14 protein-coding genes and 1 tRNA gene are annotated in these 13,524 nt (G+C 54.3%); 3 read left to right on the top strand and 12 right to left on the bottom strand.

Annotated features, from left to right (window positions below):
- Positions 1-3: 3 nt before the first annotated feature.
- The 4 genes from recR to G5B42_RS01710 are packed head-to-tail and all read right to left on the bottom strand — an operon-like array spanning position 4 to position 3,194.
- Positions 4-603: a recombination mediator RecR gene (gene recR / locus G5B42_RS01695; RefSeq protein WP_181338720.1), complete on the bottom strand. Its 600-nt coding sequence runs from the start codon at positions 601-603 to the stop codon at positions 4-6.
- A gap of 13 nt (positions 604-616) precedes the next feature.
- A complete protein-coding gene (locus G5B42_RS01700) occupies positions 617-937 on the bottom strand; it encodes a YbaB/EbfC family nucleoid-associated protein (RefSeq protein ID WP_181338721.1) in 321 nt (106 codons plus the stop codon).
- Positions 934-2,628 (bottom strand): DNA polymerase III subunit gamma/tau, encoded by a 1,695-nt coding sequence (gene dnaX / locus G5B42_RS01705; RefSeq protein ID WP_181338722.1) that lies wholly within the window; start codon positions 2,626-2,628, stop codon positions 934-936. Before dnaX ends, G5B42_RS01700 begins: the two co-directional genes overlap by 4 nt.
- A gap of 59 nt (positions 2,629-2,687) precedes the next feature.
- Positions 2,688-3,194 (bottom strand): nitroreductase family protein, encoded by a 507-nt coding sequence (locus tag G5B42_RS01710; RefSeq protein ID WP_181338723.1) that lies wholly within the window; start codon positions 3,192-3,194, stop codon positions 2,688-2,690.
- Positions 3,195-3,356: 162 nt separating this feature from the next.
- Here G5B42_RS01710 and G5B42_RS11755 point away from each other — a divergent pair, with 162 nt between their 5' ends.
- Positions 3,357-3,524 carry a hypothetical protein gene (locus G5B42_RS11755; protein ID WP_231133142.1) on the top strand — a complete coding sequence of 56 codons (168 nt, stop codon included), beginning with the start codon at positions 3,357-3,359 and terminating at the stop codon, positions 3,522-3,524.
- Here the strand turns inward: G5B42_RS11755 and G5B42_RS01715 are convergent.
- From G5B42_RS01715 to G5B42_RS01750, 8 genes are all read right to left on the bottom strand, one after another.
- Positions 3,515-4,726: an ABC transporter permease gene (locus tag G5B42_RS01715; protein WP_181338724.1), complete on the bottom strand. Its 1,212-nt coding sequence runs from the start codon at positions 4,724-4,726 to the stop codon at positions 3,515-3,517. The two genes, G5B42_RS11755 and G5B42_RS01715, sit on opposite strands and share 10 nt — an antisense overlap.
- The gene (locus G5B42_RS01720) at positions 4,723-5,406 is read right to left on the bottom strand and encodes an ABC transporter ATP-binding protein (RefSeq protein WP_181338725.1); all 684 of its coding nucleotides are present in this window, start codon (positions 5,404-5,406) and stop codon (positions 4,723-4,725) included. Before G5B42_RS01720 ends, G5B42_RS01715 begins: the two co-directional genes overlap by 4 nt.
- Positions 5,407-5,422: 16 nt before the next feature.
- Positions 5,423-6,463 (bottom strand): efflux RND transporter periplasmic adaptor subunit, encoded by a 1,041-nt coding sequence (locus G5B42_RS01725; protein ID WP_181338726.1) that lies wholly within the window; start codon positions 6,461-6,463, stop codon positions 5,423-5,425.
- A gap of 47 nt (positions 6,464-6,510) precedes the next feature.
- A complete protein-coding gene (locus G5B42_RS01730) occupies positions 6,511-7,920 on the bottom strand; it encodes a TolC family protein (protein WP_181338727.1) in 1,410 nt (469 codons plus the stop codon).
- 6 nt (positions 7,921-7,926) lie between these two features.
- A complete protein-coding gene (locus tag G5B42_RS01735; protein ID WP_181338728.1) occupies positions 7,927-8,985 on the bottom strand; it encodes a TolC family protein in 1,059 nt (352 codons plus the stop codon).
- A 303-nt stretch (positions 8,986-9,288) separates the two neighbouring features.
- Positions 9,289-9,375 (bottom strand) — tRNA-Leu (locus G5B42_RS01740).
- Between the two features lie 67 nt (positions 9,376-9,442).
- Entirely contained in the window at positions 9,443-10,624 is a 1,182-nt protein-coding gene (locus tag G5B42_RS01745; RefSeq protein WP_181338729.1) for a cation:proton antiporter, read from the bottom strand.
- A gap of 40 nt (positions 10,625-10,664) precedes the next feature.
- Positions 10,665-11,021, bottom strand: coding sequence for a P-II family nitrogen regulator (locus tag G5B42_RS01750; RefSeq protein ID WP_181338730.1), 357 nt, complete (start codon positions 11,019-11,021; stop codon positions 10,665-10,667).
- 476 nt (positions 11,022-11,497) lie between these two features.
- On the opposite strand from G5B42_RS01750, the gene groES reads away from it, so the two are divergent.
- Both groES and groL read left to right on the top strand, forming a co-directional pair.
- Complete coding sequence (gene groES / locus G5B42_RS01755; protein ID WP_181338731.1) at positions 11,498-11,785, top strand: co-chaperone GroES; 288 nt, start codon at positions 11,498-11,500, stop codon at positions 11,783-11,785.
- 64 nt (positions 11,786-11,849) lie between these two features.
- Positions 11,850-13,475 (top strand): chaperonin GroEL, encoded by a 1,626-nt coding sequence (groL, locus tag G5B42_RS01760; protein ID WP_181338732.1) that lies wholly within the window; start codon positions 11,850-11,852, stop codon positions 13,473-13,475.
- Positions 13,476-13,524 lie beyond the last annotated feature (49 nt).

Consider the following 13,524-nt stretch of genomic DNA (forward strand, 5'->3'; position numbering starts at 1 on the left):
GCATTAAAGTTCTTGCCGGCCCTCGATTGCTTTCCCCAAGGTCACTTCATCGATATACTCCAGGTCGCCTCCGATCGGCAACCCGCGCGCCAAACGGGTAACCTTGATCCCCAACGGTTTGATGATCTTGGCCAGGTATAAAGCGGTGGCCTCCCCTTCCATATCAGGGTCGCAAGCCAGGATCACTTCGTTAATCTCTCTGGTCTGCAGGCGCTGCATCAGTTGGGCAATGGTCAGTTCTTCGGGGCCAATTCCCTCCAGGGGAGAAAGCGCACCATGGAGAACATGGTAGACTCCTTTGAACTCCCGGGTTTTTTCGAGGGCAATCACATCCTTTGGTTCCTCCACCACACAAAGCAAGTGGCGATCGCGGGTGGAGTCTTGGCAGACCTGGCAAGGAGATTCGTCGGTCAGATGGCCGCAGACGTCACAGTACTTCAGGCTTTCCTTCGCTTCCACCATCGCTGTCGCCAGTCCGACCACCTCATCCCGGGGCATCGCAAACAGGTGAAAGGCCAAACGTTGGGCGGTTTTGGGCCCAATGCCCGGTAATTTGGCCAGCTCTTTGATGAGCCGGCTCATTGGTTTTGGATAGTGAGTCATCGCGCGCTAACCGCTAGAAAAGTCCACCGGGTAAACCGGGAATCTTCAAATTACCGGTCACTTTGGCCATTTCCGCCGCGGATAATTCCTGCGCTTCTTTGATCGCCTCGTTCACCGCAGCGACCAGGAGGTCTTCGAGCATCTCCTTATCCTCCAGCGCTTCCGGTTCAATCGTCACTTTTTTGACCTCAAGGGCCCCGCTGATCTCTACGGCAACCACCCCACCGCCCACCGTTTTCGTGACGGTTTTTGTCGCCAATTCCTCCTGTACCCGTTGCATTTCCGCCTGCATCTTCTGGATCTGCTTTAAAGCCTGTTGCATGTTTGCCATCATCGGTCCTCCTCTTTGATTTCGGTGACTTCCCCACCGAAAAGTTCCAAAGTTTTGCGGAGTAAATCTGGAGAATTCTCCTCCGCCTGGTTATTTCCTGCTTCTCCCAGAATAAATTGGGGGATCAGCTTTTCGCCGGTGACTTCCTGTAAAACTTCGGTCACGAGGCGGGTGTACTCCACCTCCCTTATTTTCTCCCAATGAAATTCGAGGGTAAAGCGGATCAAGAGTTGATTGCCGCGCCGCCCGATGGGGGTTCCTTCCCGGAGTAAGGCTTCAACGGTCCTTTTCCGCTGCTTGACCCCTTCTAAAACCTCTTCCCAGCGGTCAAAGGGTTGTAATTCAACGGACGCCGGGGTGGGCGCCGCCGGGGCCGAAGCAGGCGTCGCCGCCAACCCCTTCGTCGCCGAAGGCGTGAAGGCCGCTTTGTCCGCCGCAGGAGCGGGGGCTGTTCTGGTCACCGCCGGGGCGGGTGTCGCTTTGGCGGCCAGTCCCCGCGCCGCGGGCGGCCGGTTGCCGAGCGCCGCCTCCAGCTGCGCCAACCTTCGCTCCAACGCCGCCACCTTCTGTGCAAGCTGGTCAAGGGCAGAGTCCGGTGCGGTTTCCTCCTCCGTTAACAGGCGCAAAAAAGCCATCTCCAACGGCAGGCTCCCCTCCGTCCCCCGGCGGGCCGCCGAACCGGCCTCGAGAAAGAGGCCAACCCCCCGCTTTAATTTCGCCTGCCCCAGTTTATCGGCGATGGTCCGGGCGGTTTCTTTTTCCGCCGGACTGAAGGGCACAGCGTCCGCGGTCTCTGTCCACAGCAAAAGGAGAAGATCCCGGAAGAAACCGGCGATCTGCCGCGCAAAAAGAGGCAGATCCTTCCCTTCGGCACTGGCCTTTTGGATCAAACGAAAGCCGGCCGCCGGATTGGCAGCCGCGACGGCTTCGCCCAAAGCCAGCAAAGTCTCGTTCTCCACCAAACCAAGGACGGCCCGCACATCGGCGGCGGTTAGCTTCCCTTCGGCGTAAGCCAGGCCCTGTTCCAAAAGGCCAATAGCGTCACGCATTCCCCCGTCCGTCACCTGACCAATCAAACGGAGGGCTTCCTCCTCGGCGGTCAGTCCTTCAGCCGCCACTACCCGGGCCAAGTGGGCGCTGATCTCCTGGCTCGTCAACCGTTTAAAATCAAACTTTTGGCACCGGGAAAGAATGGTTGCCGGCACTTTATGGCTCTCGGTCGTGGCAAAGATAAAGATCACATGCGGCGGCGGCTCCTCCAATGTCTTCAAAAGCGCGTTGAAGGCTTCGGTCGTTAGCATGTGAACCTCATCGATGATATAGACCTTAAATTTCCCTTCCACCGGCGCAAACTTTACTTTTTCCCTTAAATCCCGGACCTCGTCAATCCCGCGGTTGGACGCGCCGTCGATCTCCAACACATCCAGCGAAACCCCGTCGTTGATCCGCTGGCAACTGGGACACTGGTTGCAAGGATCAGGGCTTTCGCCCCGCCCGGTGCAGTTCACCGCCTTCGCCAGGATCTTCGCCGCCGATGTTTTCCCGGTTCCGCGGGGGCCGGTAAACAGATAGGCGTGGGCCACCTTGTTATACAGCAGGGCATTGCGTAAAGTCCGGACCACATGCTCCTGGCCGACAAAGCCTTCCGTAAAACTCAGTGGCCGCCATTTGCGATAAAGACTAAGATACTCCAATTATTTCCCCGTCCTTCTTCCGTTTCGTACTTAGCGTTTTACGTTTTATTTGAAACAAACTAAAAATAGTCGTAGGAAACAATCTCCGACAGTTGTTTCCGCGGCCTGGCCTCCGGATTCTCCGCCGGATAACCAAGGGGCACCAATCCCGCCACCATATAGTGGGCGGGGATGGCCAGGACCCTTTTCACCTCTTCCTGGTCAAAAGAGCCGATCCAACAGGTGCCGAGACCAAGGGCGGTCGCCGCCAGCATCATATTGGTCAAGGCAATCGTCAAATCCACCGCATAAGTCGGTACTCCGCACCGCATCACCCGTTCGGGGTTGAGGGCGACCCCGGCGATGATCACCGGTGCAGTCCCGATAAAGGGCTGGCCGGCCGCCTCTGTCACCCGCCGGATCTGGGACGGATCCCTCACCACCACAAACCGCCACTCCTGCCGGTTCCGGGCTGAAGGGGCAAGGCGGGCGGCTTCCAGGACCTGCCTCAAGGTTTCTTCCGCAAGAGGGCGGCTTTCGTACTTGCGGATGCTCCGCCGCCCACGGATTGCCGCCATGACATCCATCCTTTTCACCTCGGACTATATTTTCTTCCTTTTTCCTTCAGAGTATCTTCAGGATCTTCCATAAAAGGCGGCAGAATCCTGCTCACAGATATTAACGTTCATTATACAACAGGTCAGCCCCGTTGGGAAGGAAAAAGCGGCAGTTTTAAGAAAACTTTGCCGATGAAAGCCGATGAAAAAAGAGCGCCGACCACAGCGCTCTTTTTTTACGAACTCCTCCCGCTTTCTCCGGTTCGCCCACATCATCCTGATGAAAAACACGAAGGCTTTGGGCTTTACTCGCGCAACCCATTACAGCTTTACTCTAACACATTGCGCTTTTACTCATAACTTAGGGCAATGACCGGATCCAGTTTCGAAGCTTTCCGGGCCGGATAAATCCCGAAGAATAACCCAACCAGTAGGGAAAAGGAGAAAGCCACCAAGACCGAGGTATGGGTGACCACCAGCGGCCAACCGCCGATCCGCGCCACCCCGGCCGCCCCCAACCAGCCGAGGCCGATGCCGAGGAGACCACCAAGCCCGCTCATCGTCAGCGCCTCAATGATGAATTGGGCCAGAATATGGCGTCTTTTGGCCCCCAGGGCTTTCCGGATCCCAATCTCCCTGGTTCTTTCCGTCACCGAAACCAACATGATATTCATAATCCCGATCCCGCCCACCAGGAGAGAGATGCCGGCAATCCCGCCCAGCATCAGACTTAAGGTCCCCGTCACCTGGCTAATCGTCTCCAAAAGCTGCTCCTGGCTGGTTATCCGGAACTTATCCGCCCCGCCCAGGTAACGGGTGAGGAAGTATTCAATCTCACCCACGGCCGCTTTCGCCGCCGCCGCCGAAACCGCCTGGGCAGTGTAGCCGTTGACGTATTTACGGTTGTTGATCTTCTTCATTAAGACCGAGGCGGGGATAAAGGCCTGGTTTTCGATGTTCCCCCACGCGCCGGTCCCCTTCTCCTCCATCACGCCGACCACCACAAATAGGAGATGCCGGTTACGGACGAACAACTTAACCGTTTGCCCCAAAGGATCCGTATTGGGGAAAAGCTCTTTCGCCAAACCGGAACCCAGGACCATCACATTGGTGGCGTTGGCCTCGTGCGCTTCCGTGATAAACTGGCCCCGGGCCGGATAGAAGTCGTAAATCTGCTGATAAACGGGGGTGACCCCGACCACCTGCGTCTGGTAGTTGGCATTCCCAGCAATCAACAGGCCGGAGGTCTGCACATTCGGCATGATCCGCCCCACCGAAGGGCAGTTTTGCAGGATCTGCTCGGCCAGTTCCATGGTGAAGACGTCCGTGGCGGTAAAGCTGATCCGGCCGCCGCTTCCCCGGCGGATCCCCGGGCTGATCGTAATTAAATTGGAGCCCAACTGGGAGATTTGGTTGGTCACTTGCGAGCGGGCCCCGGAACCCACCGAAACAATGGCGATCACCGCGCCCACTCCGATAATGATGCCCAGCATCGAGAGGAAAGAACGGAGTTTATTCACGGTCAAGCTGTCAAAGGCCATCCGTAAAATCGCGAGAATCATGCGATCACCTCGTCTTTCTGCACCAGACCGTCCCGGATCTGGATCACCCGGCGGGCTTGTCTGGCAATCTCCGGGTCATGGGTGACCATAATAATGGTGTGCCCATTCTGGTTTAATTGGCGAAAGATGCCCAAAATCTCCTGTCCGGTCTTGGAGTCCAGGTTCCCCGTGGGTTCATCCGCCAAGATCAAGGACGGGTTGTTGATTAAAGCGCGGGCGATCGCCACCCGCTGTTTTTGTCCGCCGGAGATCTCGTTGGGCCGGTGGTGTAAGCGCTCGCCCAGCCCCACCTGGCGCAAGGCCTCCTCCGCCAGCTTCAACTGGCGGCGGCGTCCCCGGACCCCGCCGTAGATCAAGGGAACACAAACATTCTGCAAAATGGTGGCTTTCGGTAGGAGATTAAACTGTTGGAAAACAAAACCAATTTTTTTATTCCGAATCGCGGCCAGTTCATTATCGGAAACCGTACTCACATCCTGCCCATCCAGGTAGTAACGGCCGGCGGTCGGCTGGTCGAGGCAGCCCAGGATGTGCATGAGCGTTGATTTCCCGGAGCCCGACGGCCCGATGATCGCCACAAACTCCCCGGCTTCTATCTGAAAGGAAACGCCTTTCAAGGCTTCTACCTGGACCGGACCCATCCGGTAGATCTTCTGCAAATTATCCACGCGAATTAACATCTTCTCACCTGCCGAATTAGATTCCCGCGCGCGGGCCCGGTTGACGCTGACCCGGATTGGAGTTGTTGTTCCCGGCGAACTGGTAGGTATTTATCATGATCTCATCACCGGGCGCGAGCCCTTCCCGGATCACCACCGAAAATCCGTTGCTCGGGCCGGTTACCACCGGTGTCGGTACCGGTTGGTTATTCACGATCTTCATCACCTGCTCCTGGCCACGGTTATTAAAAATCGCAGTAATCGGCACCATCACCTGGTCTTTGATCTCCTCAACAATGATCTCCACTTCGGCCGAATACTCCGGTTTCAGCAAAGGGGATTCTTCGGTCAACACAATCTTAACCGGTAAGGAGACCACGCCGTTCTCGTTCACCGCCTGCAGGGCAACCTCTTTTACCCGGCCTTCGAACCGCCGGTCCGGAATCGCCTCCACCCTGATAACGGCCCGCTGCCCGACCACCACCTGTGGACTTTCGTTCTCACTAATCTTCACTTCAATTTCATAGGGACCATCCGCGATGATCGTCCCGACCACACTCTGTTCGCTCGTCCCCACGTAATCGCCGACATCCACCAGATCGCGGGTGATGATCCCGTCAAAGGGTGCCCGTAACTTCGTGGCGGTCAAGTTCTTCTCGGCGAGCTTCAGATTTAACTCCGCCTCTTTAATCTCCCGTTCCAAACCGTTAATCAGCGCCAAATCATAGGCCCGTTTTGCCTGGAGGTAATCCAGTTCTTGCCGGGTGGAATCAAGCTCCACCAGAACCTCGTCTTTCTTCACCTGCCGCCCGACCTGGAGGTAATCGGTGACCACGCGCCCGCTCACACTGAAAACCAAATCCTTACTCTGCTGGGGCGATAAATAGCCACTGGCCGTAATCGTCTTTTGGAAATCGCCCTTTTCCACCTTCATTACGGCGTTTGGCGGAATTTCCTGGTTTAATGGTCCGCTTCCGGTCAGTTTGGCCCGGCGGCCCTGAACCGCAAAGACGATCACTAAACCAACCACTAAAAACAGAATTACCGGTAGGAGCCAACGTTTTTTTCTCTTCTTCATCGGTGAACCCCCTCTATTTAAACCCTTCCTTGGAACGGTTGTTGCGCTTAAAGCATGCCAACCAAATGGAACAGCCGGAGCTTGCTCAACAAGACCTGATCCGTCGCTGCTTTATAACCGATTTCTGCGCTTTTCTCCTCCAGCAGCTTCAAGTTCCAGTCTTTTTCGGTCAGAAAACCGGCTTCCCGTTGTCGCCGGTAAACCTCCGTTTCCAAGCGCACTTTGGCCAAAGCCAGCTCCTTCTCCTCGACCTGCAATTCGGCCAAGTCGACCTCGTTCAGCAAACTCCGTAGTTCGGTGTCCAACTGGGCGCGTAAACTCTCTTCCTCCCGGTCCGCCGTTTCCAGCCGGGCTTCGTACATCTCCCGCTCCAGCCGCCGGATCCCCCCGTCCCACAACCGATAATTGAGGTTCAGGTTAAGGGTCCAGCTCTGCCGGGATGAATCGTAAGTTCCGCCCCCGTTCACCTGCGGCCAATACTCCCCTTGTTTCCACCGCCAATCCTGTTCCAACTGGGCACGGTCCAAACGTTTCGCGGCCAGTTGGTGATGGGTGGCTTCCAGCCGTTGTAAATAGGCCGCATGGTCTTGCGCGGTCACAGGTTGCGTTTGCACCTCCGCCCGCAGTTGCCGGAGGTAACTATTGTCCTCTTCCAACTTCACTTGGTAATCCGCCGGCAACCCCAGCGCCAGCCGCCACTGGCGCTCGGCCTCATGATAGCGGTTGGCGGCTTGTTTTCGTTTGTATTCCGCCTGTTTCAAAGCGACTTGAGCGCTGAGCAGCTGCATCTCGCCGGCTTCCCCGATCGCCGCCCGCTCCCGGGTTAACCTCAGCTCATCAACGGCAAAGCCGTACTCGGCTTCCGCCACCGCCAGTTGTTCCGCCAGACGCAATAAATTAAGGTAACCTTCCAGCCACTCAATCTTCATCCTGGTCGCTTGCCAAGCCAGATTCGCCTCCGCTTTTTGTAAATTAATCAGGGTTCGCAGGTACCTCTGCTCTTCCGCCGAGGGGACCCAAGGAAAAAGCCGTTGGTTGAGGGAGAAGGAAAAGCCGACCTCCGGTTCGGCCGCAGTGTTTAAATCCTTCTTTAAAGTTAACTGCGGTTCCAAAGCAAGCCCGAACCGGAAGGCTTTACGGCCGGTAATTCCGGCCCGTACCTGTTCCGTTTCCTCACGGCCGGAGAGTGGTTCCGCCTTCTCTCCTGTTCCGGACAGGCTTAAGCCTCCGTCTAAGTTCAGTTGCCAGCGTAGACTCGTTTCGATGGTGGCCAGTTCCCGCTGGATCTGCTCCACCTCTTGCCGCAGCGTGATCAGGGACGGGCTATGTTCGAGGCCCCAGGCGATCACTGCAGCCAAACTGTCCGGTTCCGCAGCCTCTTGCCCCTGAACGGGCCGGACCAGGAGAACCAGCAACAGGAAAAAGCAGAAAACACGCAAAGATTTACCTTTTTTCATGGTCGTTTACACCTCCAGGTCCAGACCCAGCATTTGTTGGAATTCCCACTTTTTGAGCTGATAATTGGTAACGGCACTAAACATTTGGTACTCGGCCTGGAGAAGTTCGGCCTCGGCCGCCAGGCGGTCTACTTCCTTCAAAAGTCCCACTTCATATTGTTTTTGGACCTTTTCGAAATTCGCCCGGACCGCGGCCAAATGAACCCGGTTCAACGCCAAATCCTCCGTCAGTTGCTTTAAAGCCGCGTACTGCTGACGGACGGAGTTCTCCAGCTCCCACGCAGTTTCTTCCTGGCGGAGCAAGGCAAGCTGCAGATTGTTCTTAAGTTCTTGGAGCTCAACCGCCGGTACCGAACCAAGCTGTGCCCGTTCCAGCGCAATCTGGGCCAGCTCTACTTCCAGCGTCACCGCCCGCAGACTAAGGCTGCTTGCGCGGGCCCGGTTTTGACAGTCAGTTTCGCTTAATTCCCAGGTCAGCGCTGTTTCCACCGGCTGCAAACGGAAGACGGGTCCGTCCGGCGGCCAGCCGATCTCCTTCGCCAACTGGCGCCGTAACTGTTCATAGCTGTCTTCCGCCTTTTTCAACTCGAGACGGGCGCGGTGGTACTCGTTCTCTTGTCGCATCAAGGCCAAACGGGTCTCATACCCTTGGGCCACCCGCTGTTTGAGCTGCTCCAGGGTCAGCGTCTCCCACGCCAGCCGTTTCTGGCGCCAGGTTATTTCCTGCTCGGTTTGGAGCACCTCCAAATACTTCCGGGCAATCTGAAGCAGCGCTTGGTTTTTGGTCCGCCGGTAATTATCTTCCGCCTGCAACAGATTTAATTCCAGTTGTAACTGGGTGTGACGCGAACCGGCCAGTGTACTTGTGACTTTGTTTCGCTCATAATTAAGACGGGCGTTTTCCCAAGTAAGCCAGGCCTTTTTAATTCCGTAGTTCGCCTCCAACCCCAGCGCCAGCGCTTCCGCCAAACTTAACTCCTGCGTGGCTGCCGCCGGAACCAGCGGGGAAATGACCAGCGCCATCAGCGCCCCCAAGAGCATGGCATAGATTATGTTCTTCCGCAACCGTTCTCCCTCCTATGTTCAAGCCGAATAAAAAAGGGACAAAAACACTGTTTTTTTATAAAGGTAGGGTGCCCAAGGTTTGCCAGCAGAGTCGGCAAGCCAAACCCCTGTTTCTTCAGTATCACCCAAATAAACGCCATTTTGTCTAGATTGTTCCTTTCAACCCCAACTTTAGACCAAAAGGTTTTTTATACCAAAAAAGGCCGCCCTAAAAACGGCCTTTCGCCATATTAATCTGCGATCCCTTTCTTTTTTGAACTAAAAAATAAACCTCCGTCATTCAACGGAGGTAAAAAACTTTTTTGGTGCCGAAGGCGGGATTTGAACCCGCACGGGAGTACTCCCACTGCGCCCTGAACGCAGCGCGTCTGCCAATTCCACCACTTCGGCATCGCATCACTTATTATAACCGAAAAACACCGGCTTGTAAAGGGGTAAACTTGCTAAAAGATCATGGTTAATTACCGGCAATGTGCGCTTCACCGGCTTTCACAATCGCTAGTTTCGCAAAGAACGGACCGATGATCTCATAAACCACGACCGAACCCAGGATAACGGTGGTGACCATACCGGCGATTTCGGGCATACCCTGCTGGACCAGCAAGGTAAGGCCAATGGCCACCCCGGCCTGGGGAACCAGGCCCAACCCCAAATACTTGCGGACGACCGCCGGGGCGTTACTAATCAGCGCACCGAAAGTGGCGCCGCCGATCTTCCCAAGGACCCGGCTGACAATATACGCAACCCCAACTAGACCAACCTTGGCCAACAGGCCCAGATGTAAATTGGCCCCGGCTAAAACGAAAAAGAGGACATAAATCGGAGTATCCACGGTACTGACCAACCGGAACATCTTTTCCGCCTGGTGGGGCAGGAGATTCACCGCGACACAACCCATGGTCATCCCGGCGAGCAAAGCGGAAAGGTGCAGGACCTCCGCCAGACCGGCCTGCAGGAAAACCATTCCCAGCGCCAGGACCAATTTATCCGGTTTTTCCTTAAGCCGAGTGGCCAAGAGCAAAAGAACAACTCCAAAAACGATTCCTAAAATGATTGAGCCGAATAGTTCCCAAAGGGGCGCCGCAATCATCGCCGCCACTCCCCCGCTGACTTTCCCGGCGAGGATTTTCGCCAACGCCATGGTGATGCCAAAGGCGATCAAACAAAAGGCATCGTCGAGCGCAACAACGGCCAACAGATTGCTGGTCAAAGGACCCTTGGCCTTGTATTCCCGGAGGACCATAATGGTGGCCGCCGGGGCGGTCGCAGTGGAAATGGCCCCGAATAGCAGAGCGGAATGGAGTTCCACTCCTAAGAGGCAATGCAGGGTTAAGGCAACAAAAAGATACGCCCCCATTGCCTGTGTGACAGTAATGACCATCACGCTTTTCCCGCATTTCTTTATTTCATTCAGCGATAGTGCGCCGCCGATGGAAAAGGCGATAATACTTAAAGCAATCGAATTGATTGGCGTTAAGACAGTAATCGTTTCCTCAGAAATTATATTAAAAACCGACGGGCCGAGCAGTAAACCGATGAGGAGATAGCCGGTGACCGCCGGTAGTTTTAAATGGTTAACTACTTTTCCAGCAACAAGACCGGTGATTAAAATTATTCCTAAATATAAGATAACATTCATTGCCAAAACACCCTTCCCCTGAATTATCATCAAGCAATGTTTACGGTAATTTTCGTCCCAAACCAACCGCTTTGGTCACCGGAAGGACGAACATCATCCCCGTACAGGCCTCTTCGAAGTTATGAAACATGGCGGACAGTTTTTCCATTGCCTGCGCGATCTTTTCCGGGTGTTTGGAGATGGCAAAGATGGTTCGGTTATGTTGGTGTTCCCGGTTGGCCAAATCCCGGAGTCCAAAGAAAATAGGAATATGGGTGGCGAGAACCTTCGCCATTCCTTGGGTCTCCATAATCGTCGCGCCCCGGATTTCGCATTCCAGCAAGACTTCCAAGACCGGCTCCAGTTTCTCCGGGTCATCGATGATGATAAAGAGGGCTTGAATGTTTTCCTCTTGCATCGTAAGTCTCCTTTCATTATTTAAAAAATCTGCTTATTGACTCAACCAAATATCATAGCGGTTTCCCCTTTCCGGGTCAAATTGAAAACGCCCAGAAATAAGGCGAGAAAACTCGTTCCTCTCCTTGGGGGCGTTCTCAAGGTAAAGTTCCTCTTCATTGTTTTTATCTTTGGGGCAAAGCTTTATAATGCTTAATAATACGGGCCAATGTTTAAATTCTGTATATTTTTGGGGAAGTAATCGTAAAATATAGGCGTACTTTGGAGTTTTAGGCAAAATTTAGCCCTTTAGGGTGCCTGATGGAGCAATGGAACGCTATTTTTGACTAACCAGTACAAATTATGCTTTTTTACCGAAACAAGCCGATTATGCTTCTTGCATTTTCCAAGTTTGGTTAATACAATTAAACCTAGATTAGCACTCACCTTGAATGAGTGCTAATAACAAGCTAAAAACAAGCTTTGAGGAGGGAGAAAATGAAAATCAAACCGTTAGGCGAAAGAATCGTCATCAAAGTTCTCGAGAGTGAGGAGAAGACCAAAAGTGGTATCGTCCTCCCCGACACCGCGAAAGAAAAACCGCAAATGGGTGAAGTCTTAGCGGTCGGCTCTGGGAAGACCCTGGATAACGGCCAGAAAGTCCCCATGGAAGTGAAAGTTGGCGACAAAATCCTGTTTGCCAAATACGCCGGAACCGAAGTCAAGGTGGACGGCGAAGAATACATGGTGCTGAAGGAAAGCGACGTCCTCGCGATCCTCGAGTAAATCCGCTAAAGTTTGAACAAGTTATTGGACAACTTTTTTAAAAACTAATGAAGAGGGTGAGAAAATGGCAGGTAAACAAATTATTTATGCCGAGGAAGCACGGCACGCTTTAGAGCGTGGTGTCAATAAACTTGCTGATGCCGTTAAAATTACGCTTGGCCCCAAAGGGCGGAATGTTGTCTTAGAGCGCAAATATGGTTCCCCGACGATCACCAACGACGGTGTGACCATCGCCAAGGAAATTGAATTGGAAGATCCCTTTGAAAATATGGGTGCCCAGCTGGCGAAGGAAGTAGCCACCAAGACCAATGACATCGCCGGTGACGGTACCACCACGGCGACCATCCTGGCCCAAGCTATGGTGCGGGAAGGTTTGAAGAACGTGGCCGCCGGTGCCAATCCGATGATGCTGAAACGCGGCATCGATAAAGCCGTTCAGGTTGTGGTAGAGGAAATTAAGAAGATCAGCAAACCGGTGGACAAGAAAGAAGCCATCACCCAGGTGGCCTCTGTCTCCGCTTCCGATGAAGAGATCGGCAAATTAATCGCCGAAGCCATGGAGAAAGTCGGCAAAGACGGCGTCATCACCGTAGAAGAGTCCAAAACCATCGAGACCAAACTGGAAGTGGTTGAAGGTATGCTCTTTGACCGGGGTTACATCTCCTCCTACATGGTGACCGACTCCGAGCGGATGGAAGCTGTCTTGGAAGAGCCTTATATCCTCATCACTGACAAGAAGATTACCTTAGTCAAAGATCTCCTCCCCATCCTGGAGAAAGTGGTCCAGAGAGGCAAACCCTTGTTGATCATCGCCGAGGATGTGGAAGGCGAAGCCCTGGCCACCTTGATCGTGAACAAACTCCGCGGTACCCTTAACGTGGTCGCGGTGAAAGCTCCCGGCTTTGGTGACCGGCGGAAAGCAATGCTCAGCGATATCGCCATCGTCACCGGCGGGCAGGTTATCTCCGAGGATGTCGGCATGACCTTAGAAAACGCCACCCTGGATATGCTCGGCGAAGCACGCCAGGTTAAAGTGACGAAAGAAGAAACCACCATCGTTGATGGTAAAGGTTCTTCCCAGGATATTAAGAACCGGATCAGCCAGATCAAGCTGGAGATCGAAGAGACCACTTCCGACTACGACCGGGAGAAACTCCAAGAACGGTTGGCCAAACTGTCCGGTGGGGTTGCCGTCATCCAGGTTGGTGCCGCAACCGAAACGGAAATGAAAGAGAAGAAGCACCGGATTGAAGACGCGCTCTCCGCAACCCGTGCAGCGGTGGAGGAAGGAATTGTCCCGGGTGGCGGTGTCGCGCTCCTGCAGATCTCGCCGGTTCTGGAAGAGCTGCAAAAGAAAGAGAGCGGCGATATCGCCACCGGTATTTCCATCGTGCGTCGCGCTTTGGCCGAACCGGTGAAACAGATTGCGATGAACGCCGGCGCCGAAGGTTCCGTCATCGCCGAAAAAGTGCTTAACCTGCCCAAAGGCCAAGGTTATAACGCGATGACCGGCGAGTTTGTCGACATGATTCAAGCCGGAATCGTCGACCCGGCCAAGGTCACCAGAAGCGCACTGCAGAACGCCGCCAGCATTGCCGGCATGCTCTTGACCACCGAATGCCTGATTGCCGACATTCCGGAGAAAGAGAAACCAATGCCCAACCCTGGTATGGGCGGAATGGATTATTAAAAAGCAAAAGAAGGGGCTTTGCCCCTTCTTTTTTTATGCTTAAAAACAA

The organism is Capillibacterium thermochitinicola (assembly GCF_013664685.1).
Taxonomy (GTDB): domain Bacteria; phylum Bacillota; class UBA4882; order UBA10575; family UBA10575; genus Capillibacterium; species Capillibacterium thermochitinicola.

Coding starts and splice junctions, on each gene's coding strand:
- recR (WP_181338720.1), bottom strand. CDS start 603: ATGACTCACTATCCAAAACCAATGAGCCGGCTCATCAAAGAGCTGGCC.
- G5B42_RS01700 (WP_181338721.1), bottom strand. CDS start 937: ATGATGGCAAACATGCAACAGGCTTTAAAGCAGATCCAGAAGATGCAG.
- G5B42_RS01710 (WP_181338723.1), bottom strand. CDS start 3,194: ATGGATGTCATGGCGGCAATCCGTGGGCGGCGGAGCATCCGCAAGTAC.
- G5B42_RS11755 (WP_231133142.1), top strand. CDS start 3,357: ATGAAAGCCGATGAAAAAAGAGCGCCGACCACAGCGCTCTTTTTTTAC.
- G5B42_RS01715 (WP_181338724.1), bottom strand. CDS start 4,726: ATGATTCTCGCGATTTTACGGATGGCCTTTGACAGCTTGACCGTGAAT.
- G5B42_RS01720 (WP_181338725.1), bottom strand. CDS start 5,406: ATGTTAATTCGCGTGGATAATTTGCAGAAGATCTACCGGATGGGTCCG.
- G5B42_RS01725 (WP_181338726.1), bottom strand. CDS start 6,463: ATGAAGAAGAGAAAAAAACGTTGGCTCCTACCGGTAATTCTGTTTTTA.
- G5B42_RS01730 (WP_181338727.1), bottom strand. CDS start 7,920: ATGAAAAAAGGTAAATCTTTGCGTGTTTTCTGCTTTTTCCTGTTGCTG.
- G5B42_RS01745 (WP_181338729.1), bottom strand. CDS start 10,624: ATGAATGTTATCTTATATTTAGGAATAATTTTAATCACCGGTCTTGTT.
- G5B42_RS01750 (WP_181338730.1), bottom strand. CDS start 11,021: ATGCAAGAGGAAAACATTCAAGCCCTCTTTATCATCATCGATGACCCG.
- groES (WP_181338731.1), top strand. CDS start 11,498: ATGAAAATCAAACCGTTAGGCGAAAGAATCGTCATCAAAGTTCTCGAG.
- groL (WP_181338732.1), top strand. CDS start 11,850: ATGGCAGGTAAACAAATTATTTATGCCGAGGAAGCACGGCACGCTTTA.